The sequence below is a fragment of the Psychrobacter fulvigenes genome (assembly GCF_904846155.1).
Taxonomy (GTDB): Bacteria; Pseudomonadota; Gammaproteobacteria; order Pseudomonadales; family Moraxellaceae; genus Psychrobacter; species Psychrobacter fulvigenes.
The window spans coordinates 2,834,227-2,850,440 of the sequence record NZ_CAJGZP010000001.1 but is presented as its reverse complement, the minus strand read 5'-3'; the positions used below and the strand labels follow the sequence as shown (position 1 = coordinate 2,850,440).

At 43.9% G+C, this 16,214-nt stretch carries 10 protein-coding genes; 4 read left to right on the top strand and 6 right to left on the bottom strand.

Translation table 11 applies throughout. The features are described 5' to 3' along the window. The first annotated feature begins 69 nt into the window (after positions 1-69). The 3 genes from JMX03_RS12075 (at position 70) to typA (ending at position 3,552) form a co-directional block, all read left to right on the top strand. Complete coding sequence (locus JMX03_RS12075; RefSeq protein WP_227695698.1) at positions 70-1,062, top strand: IS4 family transposase; 993 nt, start codon at positions 70-72, stop codon at positions 1,060-1,062. Positions 1,063-1,106: 44 nt separating this feature from the next. Further along, entirely contained in the window at positions 1,107-1,385 is a 279-nt protein-coding gene (locus tag JMX03_RS15040; protein ID WP_227695690.1) for a hypothetical protein, read from the top strand. Positions 1,386-1,704: 319 nt separating this feature from the next. Continuing rightward, positions 1,705-3,552 (top strand): translational GTPase TypA, encoded by a 1,848-nt coding sequence (typA, locus tag JMX03_RS12070; RefSeq protein WP_201597005.1) that lies wholly within the window; start codon positions 1,705-1,707, stop codon positions 3,550-3,552. 185 nt (positions 3,553-3,737) lie between these two features. Here typA and JMX03_RS12065 read toward each other — a convergent pair whose 3' ends face one another. The 6 genes from JMX03_RS12065 to cysM all read right to left on the bottom strand — a co-directional run bounded on the left by JMX03_RS12065 (position 3,738) and on the right by cysM (position 12,172). Beyond that, positions 3,738-4,181, bottom strand: a complete 444-nt coding sequence (locus JMX03_RS12065; RefSeq protein WP_201597003.1) for a hypothetical protein — start codon at positions 4,179-4,181, stop codon at positions 3,738-3,740. Between the two features lie 215 nt (positions 4,182-4,396). Next, positions 4,397-5,329, bottom strand: a complete 933-nt coding sequence (gene mutM / locus JMX03_RS12060) for a bifunctional DNA-formamidopyrimidine glycosylase/DNA-(apurinic or apyrimidinic site) lyase (protein WP_201597001.1) — start codon at positions 5,327-5,329, stop codon at positions 4,397-4,399. An 86-nt stretch (positions 5,330-5,415) separates the two neighbouring features. Next, positions 5,416-7,962 carry a RelA/SpoT family protein gene (locus tag JMX03_RS12055; protein WP_201596998.1) on the bottom strand — a complete coding sequence of 849 codons (2,547 nt, stop codon included), beginning with the start codon at positions 7,960-7,962 and terminating at the stop codon, positions 5,416-5,418. A 617-nt stretch (positions 7,963-8,579) separates the two neighbouring features. Next, entirely contained in the window at positions 8,580-10,121 is a 1,542-nt protein-coding gene (gene rlmD, locus JMX03_RS12050; RefSeq protein WP_201596996.1) for a 23S rRNA (uracil(1939)-C(5))-methyltransferase RlmD, read from the bottom strand. A gap of 218 nt (positions 10,122-10,339) precedes the next feature. Next, positions 10,340-11,164: a 3'-5' exonuclease gene (locus tag JMX03_RS12045; protein WP_201596994.1), complete on the bottom strand. Its 825-nt coding sequence runs from the start codon at positions 11,162-11,164 to the stop codon at positions 10,340-10,342. 24 nt (positions 11,165-11,188) lie between these two features. Then, a complete protein-coding gene (gene cysM / locus JMX03_RS12040; protein WP_201596992.1) occupies positions 11,189-12,172 on the bottom strand; it encodes a cysteine synthase CysM in 984 nt (327 codons plus the stop codon). A gap of 362 nt (positions 12,173-12,534) precedes the next feature. Here cysM and JMX03_RS12030 point away from each other — a divergent pair, with 362 nt between their 5' ends. Continuing rightward, on the top strand, positions 12,535-16,146 hold the full coding sequence (locus JMX03_RS12030) for an ATP-binding protein (protein WP_227695688.1): 3,612 nt from the start codon (positions 12,535-12,537) through the stop codon (positions 16,144-16,146). The last annotated feature ends 68 nt before the right edge of the window (positions 16,147-16,214 follow it).

Sequence of the window (16,214 nt, the reverse complement as noted above, 5' to 3'; positions counted from 1 at the left end):
GTGTGCTAATGCCAGTCAGTTAAGGCAAAAACTCAATAAAAGTAATAAAATAGCCCATCTAATAAGTAGATGGGCTATTTTACTATGAGACTACAAGACGCTATTAATGAGACGCATAAAAGGATTCCAGACACCCTAGAACAATTTAGTGAATTAATAGATCCTGAGTGGATACAGCAAGCTTTAGAGTATACCGGCAAGGCGAGCATTAGAAGGCGTAAGCTACCTGCCGAACACGTTGTTTGGATAGTCATCGGCACAGCTTTATATCGAAACCGTTCAATTTGGTATATCACAGAGCAGATGCGGCTTAATATAGACTCACAGGCCTGCGTACCCAGTGCAGTGGTACAAGCAAGACAACGCCTCGGGCATGAGCCTCTAAAGCAGCTATTTCATCAACTAAGTGCTCACTACCAAACAGAATCACGAGCCCAGCAGCAAGACTTTATGGGACTTAGCGTCCAAGCTGTAGACGGTGTCGTATACTCACTACCCTATACTGATGAGAACCTTCAGTACTTTAGTTCAAGCAAAGGCAGAACTAAAGAGGCGCCCTATCCCCAAATGCGTTCGGTATGCCTGATCAATACTGACACGCATGAGATCATTGACACAACCCTTGGAGATATGGGTCAAGGAGAGATCACATTAGCCCGTCAGCTAAATATTCAAGACAACAGCATTACGCTCTTTGATAGAGCCTATTTCTCAGCAGACCTACTGATTAGTTGGCAACAAACCCATCCAAACAGTCACTGGCTCATGCGGGCTAAAGATAATCTGCGTTACACTGTGATTGAAACCTTTAGTGAAGGGGACTACTTGATACAAATGCCGGTTTCTCCCCAAGCTCAAAAGAAAAATCCAAACCTACCCGATACTTGGCAAGCTCGATTAATTGAGTGTCGTTATGAGGGTAAGATAAGACGATACATCACCTCTTTAATAGATGATAAACGCTTTACTAAGGATAAAGTGGCACAGCTGTACTTGCAGCGCTGGGAGATCGAGATGGCTTTTAGGAAATTAAGTCTGATCTACAGCAGGGGCTGTTGTTAAGAAGTAAGCTGCCACAGCTTGTGTTACAAGAGTTCTGGGGGCTTATGATTGCTTATAATCTGATAAGACGTTTGATGCGATATATGGCAGTTAGAGCTAAGGTTAGCCCTCTACGAATTAGCTTTCATATGGTGTCTATTACGATTGTTGATCTTTTACGGTTTGCGCCTTTACAGGCTGCAGGACTCTTCCCTAAGTTGTTAGATGCAGTTTTAGAGGAAGGAAAATTGTTTGTCATTCCTGAACGCAGAAAGCGATCTTGCCCGAGGGTGGTTAAGGGTAAACCACAAAAATATCCCAAAAAAAATACCAGTCAGCCTTAACTGACTGGCATTAGCCCAATGGGTGGCTTTTTTTTATTTATGTTCTTAGATAACAAGTTATTGCATAAAATTATCATGCAATAATGTTATACTAGCTGCCCAAACACTTTGTAAGTTGACAAAGTGTACATTAGCATGGCTATCTGTACGATGGATTTATCAGTATAGATAATTTGATTCACCATTAGTTATTATTTCACTGTGCCTATTGTGTAGTGATATGAGAGTATGGTGATAATATCTATCTGCATTACGATAAAAGTTTATCCAGCGGCGCTTACAGCTACTGCATTTTTTTAAGATAAAACGAGCATTTTATATGGCGAACGACATCAAACACCTGCGTAACATTGCAATCATTGCCCACGTTGATCACGGTAAAACGACCTTGGTTGATAAATTATTACATCAGTCTGGTACTTTTGGCGATCGTGCAAACATTGCAGAACGTGCAATGGATTCAGGTGATATTGAACAAGAACGTGGCATTACTATTTTGGCAAAAAACACAGCCATCCGCTGGACGGATAGCACTGATAATACTGAATACCGCATTAATATTGTAGACACCCCAGGTCACGCCGACTTTGGTGGAGAAGTAGAGCGTGTTATGTCGATGGTTGACTGCGTACTACTGGTCGTTGATGGTGTCGACGGCCCAATGCCACAGACACGTTTTGTGACTCAAAAAGCCTTTGAACAAGGCCTAAAGCCGATTGTTGTTATTAACAAAATTGACCGCCCAGGTTCGCGCCCTGATTGGGTAATGGATCAGATTTTTGATTTATTTGATAACTTAGGTGCCACGGATGAACAGCTTGATTTCCCAGTTGTTTATGCTTCAGCACTCAATGGCATTGCTGGTTTAGAAGCAGATAACCTAGCTGAAGATATGACGCCATTGTTCAAAACCATCGTTGATGTTGTACAACCACCTCAAGTTGATGCAGATGCGCCATTCCGCATGCAAATATCAAGCCTTGACTATAATAGCTTCGTTGGTGTTATTGGTATTGGTCGTATTCAGCGTGGTAGAGTAAAAACCAATACGCCAGTGACTGTGGTTGATAAAGACGGCAAAACACGTAATGGTCGTATTTTAAAAATTATGGGCTATCATGGTCTTGAGCGTATCGAAGTAGAAGATGCACAAGCGGGTGATATTATCTGTATCACAGGTATCGATGCACTTAATATCTCTGATACTATCTGTGATCCCAATCATGTTGAAGCATTGCCACCATTAACGGTCGATGAGCCAACTGTATCTATGAACTTTCAGGTTAATAACTCACCGTTTGCTGGTCGTGAAGGTAAGTTTGTGACGTCACGTAATATTCGTGAGCGTTTAGAGCGTGAGCTGATTCATAACGTCGCCTTGCGTGTAGAAGATACCGAGTCTCCTGATAAATTTAAAGTGTCAGGTCGCGGTGAGCTGCACTTATCAGTACTTATCGAAAACATGCGCCGTGAAGGTTTTGAGCTTGGCGTATCAGGTCCAGAAGTTATCGTCAAAGAAGTTGATGGTAAGCTCCAAGAACCGTATGAAAACGTCATTTTTGATATTGAAGAAGAGCATCAAGGCGCTATCATGGAGCAAGTGGGTCTGCGTAAAGGTGAGATGACTGACATGCAACTTGATGGTAAAGGTCGCATGCGTATTGAAGCAACGATGCCAGCTCGTGGTCTTATCGGCTTCCGTTCTGAGTTTTTGACTCTGACTTCAGGTACAGGTATCTTGACGTCAAGCTTCTCTCATTATGGACCACAAAAAATCGGTGATGTCGGCGGCCGTGCCAATGGTGTATTGGTATCTATGGCAAAAGGCGTATGTTTAGGTTTCGCTTTGTTTAACCTACAAAAGCGCGGCAAACTGTTTGCTGAGCCACAGCTTGAAGTCTATGAAGGAATGATAGTTGGTCTGAACTCACGCAGCGATGATATGGCTGTGAACCCAACAACGGCTAAACAGCTGACTAACGTCCGTGCTAGTGGTACTGATGAAGCCTTGACTTTGACCCCTGCGATTAAGTTTACTCTTGAGCAGGCGCTTGAATTTATTCAAGATGATGAGCTAGTAGAAGTAACACCAAAGGCAATTCGTCTTCGTAAGCGCTACTTGACGGAAAGTGAGCGTAAGCGTCATGGTCGCAAAAAAGGTGCATAAGAGTAACTTTAGCGAGCAATGATTTTCCAATAAAAAAGGCTAACCTCAGTTAGCCTTTTTTATTGCGTTGATTTTATGGCTATACCATTTCCAAAAATTAGATTGGCTAGGAAAACGAGTGCAAGTACTACACTTAGTAGGCTTAGCGAGTTTGACACTGCTAATCGTACTTTTTGGGCTTGGTATTATGGTTGGTTAACTATGACATAGTCATTAGTATTAATTAAAATCTCTGACGGTTGGTCAACCACAATACGTACTACGTTATCATCAACGGCCTGTGTTTTGTAATAATTGTCTTCTGCAACGGTGCAACCTAGGCAACGTCCCATAGCATCCCAAGGCTCAACGAATAGCTTCTGCTGCGCTTGATCTGCGTTACCACCAATCAGTGAGAAGGGCAGACTAACGAGGTAGGCTGCAGTGCCTGCAACAGCATTTACGAGCTGTAAGGGCTTACCTACAACGGTATCAACCACCATCGTTTCATAAGAAGGACCGAAGTCAGTCTCATCTATTTCTATTGCTGCCAAGGCAGGCTGCATGCTGGCAGCCATTAAACCTAAGCTTGTAACTAGCGTAAAAAACTTCCGCTTAGCGGTGCGCTGGGTCTTGGCTTTAACAGTCATAATGATATCCTAAAACTCATAATTAGTATGATGAATGGCTGCTGCTATTTTCACACAGAGACAATTTCTCCATAGAACAATGCAGCAACGATAATTAGATTGAATATTACAGATAAATAAATGCTGTGCACTATTTATGTAAGTGTTGGTACTATTAAAGCAAGATGCGCGCCAATTAGCAACATAAATGCATGACGCATTGTTGTGTCAGGTTTTTATGTGTTAACTGGCTGACAGCTTGAGCAGTACACGCTCGCACGACCATTTAGCTTGATATTATCAAGTGTCGTATCACAATTTGGACATGACTCACCTTGTCTGCCATAGACATTTAGAGTTTGTTGAAAGTAGCCTGTTTGTCCACTGGCGACAGTAAAGTCACGTAAAGTTGAGCCTCCAAGCTCAATGGCTTTGTGTAAGATGGTTTTAATATGATCGACCAACATTACTATCTGCGCATGAGTGAGTTGATGCGCTGGGGTAGCTGGATGAATACCTGCTAAATATAAGCTTTCAGTAGCATAAATATTGCCTACACCTACCACAATTTGCTGTTCCATAATGACGGACTTAATGGGGCGTGCGATAGGGCGTCTTTTGGCTTTTTTATTTAGCGAGTCTTTGTTGTCGGTCGTACGTTGAATGAGATGATATAAATACTCAGCAGTGAATTCGTGTGATAAAGGTTCGGGACCCAGATGATTGAGTAGTTTATCGCCATAGTCTGCACACCATAATACCGCACCGAAGCGTCTAGGGTCATGATAGTGTAGCTGTGTGTGCTTGCCATCGGTAGCGCTAAAAGTCATCACTAAATGGTCATGTTTTCGCTTATCCGTATCAACAGGGTATTGTTGTAGGCTTCCAGACATTCCTAGATGAACAAGCAACTGCCGCGTATCTTGTATGACGGAATCCTTACTCACTGTTTGCGCGTTGTTTAAACGCTCAGTGTTAGCAGAAAAATCTAATATCAGATACTTTGCACGGCGTTCTATGCTCTGCAAAGTATAGCCAACCAGAGTATCTAAATCATCAGGCATGGGCCAACGTAGCTTTGGTTGGAATACTTGTATAGCGTTAAGCTTTTGACCTGACAGCGGCTTAAGACTGGTTTTGGTAGCTTCAACTTCGGGTAGCTCAGGCATAATGGTCTTTTATAATATAGTGGGTTGACTATAACCTTATTGATAAGAGATTTGATATTAATAATAAATGTGAGGTCTGACCGGCATTAGGTAATAGCGCGACGTGCATGCAAAATTCCTGGCTGCTGCTCAAGTTTGGCGAGCAGTTTAGACAAATGTGCCAAACCCGAGACTTCAATATGAAACTTCAAAGAAGCGATATTATCATCGGTACTTAAGGTTTCAACTTGACGAATATTGACGCTTTCTTTATCAATAACTTGGGTTAGGTCTCGTAATAACCCACGCCGATCATAAGCTTCAATATGAATATCTACGGGCTGATAACGACCAGACTTTGACTTCCAAGCAGCGCTAATTTGGCGTTCAGGATCACGTTCAACCAGACGTATATATTCAGGGCAGCCACGGTTATGTACACTGACACCGCGAGATTGGGTGATATAACCAGAGATAGGTTCACCATGTACAGGGTGGCAGCAGCCGGCCAGATTGACTTCAATATTATCTAGACCATCGATGCTGATTTTATAAGCATCAAGCGAGCCTGTAGATTTTGGATCAATGCTAGGTGCATACTCTTCTTGTTCTTTTTCAGGCTCTAGACGCAGCTGACGGGAAATATGTCCAGTAAGCTGATGTAGTCCGATATCACCCGTTACCAAGCCAACGACGATATCATCAGTATTATTGACATGAAAAAACTGTGTATAGTCGTTCAAATCAATACTGTTTGGATGTACAGATAAGCGCTCAAGCTCTTTTTTGAGCATCTGCCGACCAATCTCAATATTCTTATCACGGTCTTGCTTATTGAACCACTGACGTAGTTTTGAGCGTGCACGATTGGTATGAATATAGCCCAGTGACGCCACTAGCCAATCACGATTGGGCTCACGTGATGCTTTAGTGATGATTTCTACTTGCTCACCCGTTTTTAGCTGATAGGTTAGAGGCACATAGCGCTGATTAACCCGTGCGGCTTGGGCGCGATTACCGACTTGTGTATGCACGTAATAGGCAAAATCGAGGACGGTTGCACCTTTTGGCAGTTCGGTGATATCACCATCACGGCTAAAGACATAGATGCGCTCAAGCTCGTCAAAGTTAACGATTTGTTCTTCGTCTTCAAACTCGCTTATGTCTTGATTATCGTTATCTTCATCGCCTGTTAAGTTTGAGTGTACTGGGTTGTTGATAGAGAGTAGGTGGCGCAATGAGCTGATTTTTTGGTTTAAGTAATTGTCTTTTTTGCCTTTACCGCCTTCTTTATAATTCACATGAGCACACATACCAAGCTCGGCTTCAAAGTGCATACTGTGAGTACGAATTTGCACCTCTAGCGATTTATTTTCGGCGATAACGGCAGTATGCAAAGAGCGATAGCCATTGGGATTTGGATTGGTAATATAGTCGTCAAACTGTTCTGGAATATACCGCCATAAGCCATGCACCAGTCCTAATACGTGATAGCAGTCTGATGGGTTTTCGACTAGGACGCGCAATGCACGAATATCATAAAGTTGGTGAAACGACAAACCTTTGAGTTTCATTTTGCGATAAATAGAGTAAATATGCTTTACTCGTCCTGAGACATCCGCGCAAATTCCAGCGTCTGCTAAAGATTGGTTGAGCTTATCTTGCATACGCTGAATGTACTCTTCGCGCTCGCTGCGTTTTTCGGATAATAACTTGGCAATCTCTTTATAACGATCTGGAGCGAGGTAGCGAAAAGCTAGGTCTTCAAGCTCCCATTTTAGCTGTGCAATACCCAAGCGGTGGGCGAGTGGCGCATAAATAGTCATTACTTCACGAGCAACGCGCTGTTGCCGTTCAGTGTTAGAAAAAGACAACTCACGCATGGCAAAAGTACGTTCAGCTAGCTTAATTAGCACGACACGTACGTCATTGGTGACAGAAATGAGCATGCTATAGATATTTGATAACTGATCGCGCTGGTTATTGACAAAGTGATCTTCTAAACGTTTGTTGCTCTCGATAATGGCAGACAGCTTCCCCAGAGCCAAAGCGTCTTTTACTAAGACATGGACATCAGTACCAAAGTTTTTTTCAATATCAGCCAAACTTACCATGGATTTGCGTGCACTACGATAGAGCATGGCAGCGACTAAGGCGTTTTCGTCTTGATATAAATAGGTCAAAATATCAGTCATGCCAATGCCAGTGACATATGCGCCAGAGCGTTCAGATTCACTCGTATTCATGCGACTACGAATAAACTCACAGGCAATAGCCAGATTGGGTACAGAGTCCTGACCGATACGTTTTGCGACATTATCAAGCCAAACAGGCACATCAATATTGGCCTGATCTAAGTCGGTATTATTAGAAGCTTCTGATGAGATTTTCTCTTCGTCTGTAAAAGTGCTTTTTAGAGACTCGTTCTCTAGTTTTGGATCATGACTGTGATAAGAGTACTGTGCGGAGCGATCAAAAGTAGTGTGTAGCTTATGAGTTTCTAGCTGCTGTTTTATATCTAGCGGTAATTGAGCATAGCTGTTGGCAGATTGATGAGAGCGCTGACTGGCAACCAGCTGCGCTGCTAATGATGCACTATCGGTTTCCGTGGTTTGTCCATCTATCAATGGTAATCCTTCGCGGATTTTTACCATAGCCTGCTCCTCTTAGCTATTTTCAAAAATGTTTTTGCCCCGTCTGCAATCAAAGATGCTTGTTATTTATTCTATTGATATAAAGTCATACTCTCGGCAGTTCGATCTAGGGAAAACACTCTATTTATATTTCTAGCATCTATTATGTTGAATTACGCACAACACCCAATCTATTAGGTGAGTTTTACAACTCGTTATAATAAACAAAAGTCCATTTATTTTATCGTTATTATATTTAATGCTTAAAGCTGTCAAAATGATAGCAGCAAGAGCAATATGGCTAACATATTGCTCTTTAAGTAGTTAGGTTATTTGTACTGTTAACTTGCAAAGTCGTTTTTTATAAAAACGGCATGCTGATTTCTTTATTTAACTATGCTTAATAGCCACTCTAAATCAAAAATGAATCAAGTTAACTAGTTTAAAAAAGCATTATATTTATATCTATAGTTATATCATTTTTGAACCGTAATTCAAGCTAGGATCTGTAATTAGGGTAAGCATAGCGTAACTTAATAACTGACTTTAGTCGGCAATTATCGTCAGCTATCGTTCATTCAAAGTCATCCCCTAGCTGTGTGACGATATAAATATTAACTGAGTTCAAAGGTTTATCTTTACGCTGATAACTTTTCAAATCGAGCGATTGATTCAACATGACCCGTATGGCAGAACATATCCATCACCCCAGCATGAGTCAAACGATAGCCTTGCTCCAATAACGCCTTGGTATCGCGGGCGAGCGTGGCAGGATTACAAGAAACATAAACGATGCGCTCAGCGTTAAACTTTGGCAAGTACTGCATAATCTCCCACGCGCCAGAGCGTGGTGGATCAATCAATAGTGCATCAAAACCCTGATTGGCCCAAGGTTGGTCTGAACAATCATGCGTCAAGTCTTGAGTATAAAATTCAGTGTTATGGATACCGTTACGACGTGCGTTATCAGCGGCGCGTGCGGTCATTGCATCGCTACCTTCTACGCCTACCACGGAGCCTGTTTCACCAACGAGGCGCGCAAGTGGCAAGCTAAAGTTACCAAGACCACTGAATAAATCCAGTACCCGTTCGCCTGCTTTTAAATCTAGCAAATCACAAGCCAGCTTGGTCATCTGACGGTTCACCGACAGGTTGACTTGGGTAAAGTCAGTCGGGATAAATTCAAAAGTAAGATCAAATTCTGGCAATTGATAGTATAAGCGTCCAAACTGCTGGCTCATGTCATCATTGTCAGTCAAGGCAATACGTTGGATGCTGTCAGCACCTTTAGATTGTAGATATAACTGCCAGTTGCGTGCGGCAAAAAATACTTTTAGTTTCTCTACATCAGCGTCTGATAATGGCTCCAAGTTGCGCACGATAAGGGCAACAGGCTGATTGCCATCTGGCAGCTCATCTATTTGCTCGCCCATGGCCAATTCAAGCTGAGCAATCTTGTTACGACTCTCTAAAGTGCTGATAAGCGCTTTTAGGTTCTCAATCTCAAAACCGATTCGTGGGTCTAAGATGTGACACTCGTTTAACTCCGCCAAAAAGTTACTAGAGCGCTCACGGAAACCGACCAAGGCCGTTTCTTTTTTAGCGACATAGCGCACGCCCAATCGTGCTTTGGTCCGATAGCCAAGGCGATCACCGACCACGGGTGCAAGCCAAGTATCAGGCTCGACGTTGGCCTGATGTATCAGCATTTCAGCCAATACAGACTGTTTAAAATTGATTTGACCATCTGGCTGCCAATGTTGCAAGTTACAACCACCGCAGACACCAAAATGCGGGCAGGGTGGTACAGCACGCTCAGGGTTTGGGTTGGCCGTGATGCTAATCGCATCGCCTTCCTCAAAGCTGGCACGGCTGTTGGTCAATTTAACCAAAGCGCTTTCACCGGGCAAGGCAAAGCTGACAAAGACTTTTTTGCCATGTTTGTCCTCGATATGACCATCATCTACGCCAAAGCCATTGCCGTATATCGCAACGCCGCGACCATCATGTGATAAGCCATCAATAGTAAAAGGCAGCGGCTCTGCTTCTTTTAGACGACGACGGGTCTTAGAAGAAGGTTTGGACTTCTTCTTATTGGGCGGTATGGTAATCGTCTGGGTATCGCTCGTTTGTGGCATAGTATCAGCTGCTGTAGATGTCTTTGAATCGGTGGGTTGCATAAACCTGCCTTAATAATAAATGATAAATAACTAAAAATAAGGGTGAGTGCTATAAATTCACTCAAAAAATAGCACAAGCGCTACTGGGATGAATTTTGCGCAGCCTCTGTGAACGCAGCACGCAAGTAAAATTTATACCAGTAGCGTACTTAAACCTATAACAAATTTACTTTCAACTGACCATCTTATTTATAGCACCGCTTTATAGCTTGGGCTTTTTAAGATTTGGGCGCAGATGACCAGTCAGCGATAAACTCATGATGGCGTGGACTGCCATCCGCTTGGGTATACTGTGCCAAATAATCATGGCTTTGCTGCTGCCAAGCGTTAAAGTCCTGTGAGGATAATTGACCCGTCAGACGCAACCAGCGCAAATAAATCAGCCAAGTATTCATGACATCAGACTCGCAGTAAATGGACAGCGTCTGCCAGTCGCCATTTTTGACGAGACCCCCAACCATGCTGCCATCGACGTCCGTTTTTCCAGGTAGACCATAAAGGCTTGCGACCACATCCATGGCCTCGCGGCGACTGGCACCGTATTGGCTAAATCTGTCCATTAAGTCCAGATGGCGAGTGTGGAAGCGATTTACGTAATTATCAAAACGCATGTTTTTGATGCGCTCGCCTTCTTCAAATAGCCACGGTGCTGACAAGTCATACTGCATGGCACGGTAAATAAGCACGGGAATATCAAAGCCAGAGCCATTCCAACTAATTAGCTGAGGTAGTTTTTCAAGATCACTAAACGCCCGAAAAAACTTAGACAAAATGTCTTTTTCGCTAAATTTATCTGCGGTTAGAGAAAATAAAGAAAACGTGCCGTTTTTGATATATAACGCTGAGATACAGACGATACGCTGCAGCGGCAAGCGCATAAAGTCATGTCCTGCCTCTTGTGTGCGTATCGCTGTCAGTGCGCTTAGGGCATCAGCATCGTTAAGCTCAGCCAACTGCGGATAGATACGGCGCGCCGCATCAGTATCGGCAACAGTTTCGATATCAAAGACCAGTATCGGGTCGGACGGTAAGGCTTGTGACATAGGTAAACCTAATTAATTGTTAGCTTATTGTGCTGCGTTTTCTGTACCGTTAACAACATTGTCATCATTAACATTTTCGTCATTAACACTGTATAAACCAGTCGATAAATAACGATCACCACGGTCGCAGACGATAAAGGCGATGACGGCATTAGGGTTTTCTTTGGCGACTTGTACTGCCGCCCATGCTGCGGCACCAGAAGATACGCCAGCAAAAATGCCTTCGGTTTTGGCCAGTTTGCGCATATAAACTTCAGCGTCATGCTGATCAACATCCATGACTTCATCGACCAAGTCTGCATCAAAAATACCTGGCATATAAGCGGCAGGCCAGCGGCGGATACCCGCAATAGATGCCTCTTCATCAGGCTGTAAACCGATAACCTTGACGTCAGGGTTTTGCTCTTTTAAGTATTGCGACACTCCTGTGATGGTGCCGGTAGTGCCCATTGAGCTGATAAAGTGGGTAATTTTGCCGTCAGTTTGTGTCCAAAGTTCAGGGCCTGTGGTTAGATAATGCGCTTGGTTATTGTCAGGGTTGTTAAACTGATCCAGCACAATGCCTTTACCGTCCGCCTGCATTTGCAATGCCATATCGCGTGCCGCTTCCATGCCTTCATCAACTTCGATTAACGTTGCACCGTAAGCTGTCATGGCGTCTTTGCGCTCTTGGGTTGAGTTGGTGGGCATCAGTAGCGTCATCGGATAGCCGCGCATTGCAGCGACCATGGCCAAGGCAATGCCAGTATTGCCGCTGGTGGCTTCAATCAGCATATCACCAGGCTTGATATCGCCGCGCTGCTCTGCTTGATAAATCATATTAAAAGCAGGGCGGTCTTTGACGGAGCCCGCTGGATTGTTACCCTCAAGCTTGGCCAATAAGGTGGCACCATTGGCAATTTGCTCTTGTTCAGGCAAGCGTTGTAATTTAACCAACGGCGTTTGACCGACGCAATCGGCCAGGACGGTGACTTGAGAGATAAAGTTGGGGTTGGTCGTAGCGGACATAGGAAATCCTTGTTATTTTCTTAAAGAGGGTATCTTCATGTTTGTATTCTAAAGCTTATACTGATTTTGGTCATAAACTGATTTTGGTTATAAATAGACCAGCAAATAAAATAATGCGTCATTATATCATTTTGTTTTTGGCTGCGCTGATGGCATCAAGATATATTGGTAAAACAGATAGGCTCAAAAGCAGCCACTATATTCAAAAGAATCCCGTCTATTAATCTGGTCATTATTGAATGATGGGTTGCGTCATAGAATGCTGTTAAAATACCTGCAATGTTTAGAAGTTTTATTATTCACCAAGACAGTTTACAGTCACTATTTATACATCGCAAAATTCAGTAGAGAGTAGAGCTAGCATGGCATATAGAAAACGCTTTGATACCAGTAGTGCTTATGGTCAGTTGATTATATTGGTTTTCCTACCGATATCTGTACTGGCGGCGGTCGGTGGGATTTTAGTGTTTTATGAAACCATGCGAGCGAGTGAGTCAGAGCAAGAGGCTCTAGCTGAAGCGGTGTTGATTCGTTATAAGCCGATGGTTACTGACCTGATTCCAGCCTTACTTGAGCAAGAGCGTCAGTTATTAGAAAACAATAAAAGGACAGCGCAGCAAATCACTGATGGGGTCAATTCTGCCGATCAGGCAGCACTTGAGACCCGCTTAGAAAAGTCTCAGCTTCCAGTATCACAGGTACATTCTGATAATTATGGCAGATTAGGCGCTAGAAGCCTTGACGGTGCAGTGCTTTCAGAAGAGACGCTCGGTGGGGTAACGGTGCCAGCACTGATTGGTATGTCAATCGCTGACGAAGATGGTGTCGACACAGGCGTTGATCCGCAAGGTGCTATGGCAACCCTGCTAACGATTCGCGATAGACTCAGCCGTATGCATTCTGAACAACATGTACAGCGTATAGCGATTATTAGTGAAGACAATCACGTACTTGCGACAGTAGGTTACGGTGTTAATGAAAGCTGGCCTCGTATCGATAAGTCACAAAACTTCCTGTCGCAGCAATCTACTACTATTGGTACTGCTTATGGCAGCTTGCTGGGTGATTTTGAAGGGCAAAAACTGTGGTTACTTGTCGATATGGACAATGAGCCACTGTATATTGCCCGCTATCGTATCGCTATGGCACTGGCCATCACTGGGCTATTCACTATTTTGATCTTACTTTTGAGCCTGAATATTTATGCCAAGCGCTGGATTGCACCTATTTATGAGCTACGTCTGCAGCTACAGCGTACCCACGTAGATAATTTATACAAACCCATTCCTGTTGAATCTGACGGTGAGCTAAATCTCTTGCAGCAGGACTTGGTAAAGACCTTACGCCGTCTGCACAGCAGTTTTCAAGAGCTGAAAGATCATGCGGAGCAAACCGAAGATGACTTGCGTTTGGCGTTTGATGAGATGGAGATGCAAAATATCTCTATCAGAAATGCACGTGATGCGGCGATCTCAACCAGTCAAGCCAAGTCTGCATTCTTAGCCAATATCAGTCATGAGCTACGCACACCGCTGAACAGTATTGATGGTTTTATTAATTTGCTGGCACGTCATGGCGAGCTGAACCCTGAGCAAGATTTATATGTGCATACGATTCGCAAGTCGTCTGCGCATCTGTTGGCACTGGTGAACGATGTTTTAGATTTTTCTAAGATAGAAGCGGGCAAGTTGGTGCTAGATCGTCATGAGTTTGACCTGTATGACACCATCTATGATGTGGTTGATATGCTCTCACCCGTGTCAGCAGAAAAAGGTCTGCGCATGGCAGTGCTGTTTTACAACGATGTGCCGATGCGTATCGTCGGTGATGCTCTGCGTCTCAAGCAGGTACTGACCAATCTAGTCGGTAATGCTATTAAGTTCACTGACAGTGGTGATGTGGTGGTGCGAGTTAGTTTGGATGAACACCGCGATAACTACTTGATGATCAGCATTCAAGATAGCGGCAAAGGCATCTCTCTTGAAGATCAAAAAATGCTGTTTCAAAGCTTTAGCCAAGGTGATCCGTCTATCACTCGTCAATATGGTGGTACTGGGCTTGGACTTGTGATATCCAAGCAGCTTACACGGCTTATGGGCGGTGATATTGGCTTTTATGACAATGCGCAAGAGAATATCGCCAATCAAGGAGCGACCTTTTGGTTCCGCATGCCAGCTCATGTCGATGTTCTAGAAGCTGCCACTGGCCAGACCATTGCACTACCGGTGTTGGCGCCACTTGCAAGCGAGAGTGATGAGTTCAATGTCTTGGTTTGGATCAATCATATGGCGTCAAGACAGGTGCTCAAAGCCAGTCTGCAAACGTTGCCGATCAAGCTCACCCATGCCAACTCTTTGCCTGGTGTACTTGAATCACTCAAAGAGCATGGTAACTACTGGGATTGGGTCATAGTCGATAATGATACTCAAGATGACATGATGGCATTGCTCAAACAAATTCGTCTACACTATCAAGGTAAGCTTGCCGTCTTTGGTTATCAGGTCGCTGCCGATCAAGCATTATTAAACCGTTATCACGCCAATATCCTGTATGAGCCGCTAGATAAGCGTCAGTTATATACCATGCTCGATACCCAAAAGAAAAGCGCGCCAGTTAAGTCTCAAGCGCTGCGCTGGCAGGGCGTGACGGTGCTGGCTGTAGATGATCATCTGCCAAACCTGTTGGTATTAGACGCGCTACTGAGTGAGCTTGGTATTCATGTGATTACTGCTAACAGTGGCTTTGACGCTATTGAATTGATGAGTAAGCAGCAAACCAAAAATATAAAAAGCGCTAAACCTGCTGCAAAAACTCTCACCAACAAGACGCAAATTTCAAAAGCGCAAGACCGTGCCCAGTTGAATAAAGCTGCTTCTAACACGGCCTTGACTATAAACACCACTGAGGAAGAAAAATCAACGGCAGCTAAATCAGAAAACCAACAAGATTATGACAGTATTGATTTAATCTTTATGGATATTCAAATGCCGCGTATGTCAGGACGTGAAGCGGCGCAGCAAATACGAAAAATCGAAGCGGCTGACAGTCATATTCCTATTATCGCCCTGACTGCGCATGGATTGTCTGATGAGCGTGACAAGCTACTCGCAAGCGGTATAGATGATTATGTTGGTAAGCCGATTAGTCAACCGCAACTATTACAAGTACTACAAAAGTGGCTCGGTCGACAAGCCACAGCGCAAAGCCCAATTACAGGCGCTGATATTCCTGTTGCTACTAACACTGATATTCGCGAAGATACCTTCATCACCAATACCACCATCGATAATGTCAGCAATACTAAGCCTGTCCCAATGTCTGCTGCCAAAAGAGTCTCACGACCTTTATCGCTCAAAAAGATCCGCGATGATTACTTGCGAGATAGCCAACTACGCGACGATCACATGCGAGAGCCGCAACGCGCTACTCAGCCACGTTATCAAAACATGCAATATCAACGCTTGCAATATCAAGAGCAACAGCCAGACGCTGGCATGGAGCAACAGGAGCGTTCGCTAGCGCAGCAGTCAATAGACAGTAGCGCAAAGAGCGCTGCTATGGATGAAATGGAGATACTAGACTGGCAGGATGCCCTGACCCGCTCTGCTAATAAGCCGGACTTGGCAGCCAAGCTCATCATGATGATGATAGATACCATCGCTGATGAAAAGGAAGCCTTAGAGCAGGCATGGCAAGCACGTGATCGCAATATGCTTGCGCAAATCTCGCATCGTATATTAGGCGCCAGTCGTTATACGGGTGTCCCGCAAATACGCCAAGCCAGCCAAGACTTGGAAGATAAATGTTTGTTGAATGTACAGCATACAACGCCTGCACAATTTGCCATGCTCAAGCCGTATTATGAAGCTTTACTGCTTGCTTTGAGCAATTTGCAAACGTTGGATCTGTCGCCATACCCACAGTTAAATTATCATCGATTAAGCGAAAATGACATGACATGGAAGATGATTTAAGTGCAGTGCTTTGATGAGCGCATGTTAAATCATAAACAGTGATTAGCTGTCTGTTCGACATACTGCAA

What these genes read in the sequence shown, in the direction of transcription:
- JMX03_RS12075 (WP_227695698.1), top strand. Translation starts at nt 70, where the DNA reads ATGGGCTATTTTACTATGAGACTACAAGACGCTATTAATGAGACGCAT.
- JMX03_RS15040 (WP_227695690.1), top strand. Translation starts at nt 1,107, where the DNA reads ATGATTGCTTATAATCTGATAAGACGTTTGATGCGATATATGGCAGTT.
- typA (WP_201597005.1), top strand. Translation starts at nt 1,705, where the DNA reads ATGGCGAACGACATCAAACACCTGCGTAACATTGCAATCATTGCCCAC.
- JMX03_RS12065 (WP_201597003.1), bottom strand. Translation starts at nt 4,181, where the DNA reads ATGACTGTTAAAGCCAAGACCCAGCGCACCGCTAAGCGGAAGTTTTTT.
- mutM (WP_201597001.1), bottom strand. Translation starts at nt 5,329, where the DNA reads ATGCCTGAGCTACCCGAAGTTGAAGCTACCAAAACCAGTCTTAAGCCG.
- JMX03_RS12055 (WP_201596998.1), bottom strand. Translation starts at nt 7,962, where the DNA reads ATGGTAAAAATCCGCGAAGGATTACCATTGATAGATGGACAAACCACG.
- rlmD (WP_201596996.1), bottom strand. Translation starts at nt 10,121, where the DNA reads ATGCAACCCACCGATTCAAAGACATCTACAGCAGCTGATACTATGCCA.
- JMX03_RS12045 (WP_201596994.1), bottom strand. Translation starts at nt 11,164, where the DNA reads ATGTCACAAGCCTTACCGTCCGACCCGATACTGGTCTTTGATATCGAA.
- cysM (WP_201596992.1), bottom strand. Translation starts at nt 12,172, where the DNA reads ATGTCCGCTACGACCAACCCCAACTTTATCTCTCAAGTCACCGTCCTG.
- JMX03_RS12030 (WP_227695688.1), top strand. Translation starts at nt 12,535, where the DNA reads ATGGCATATAGAAAACGCTTTGATACCAGTAGTGCTTATGGTCAGTTG.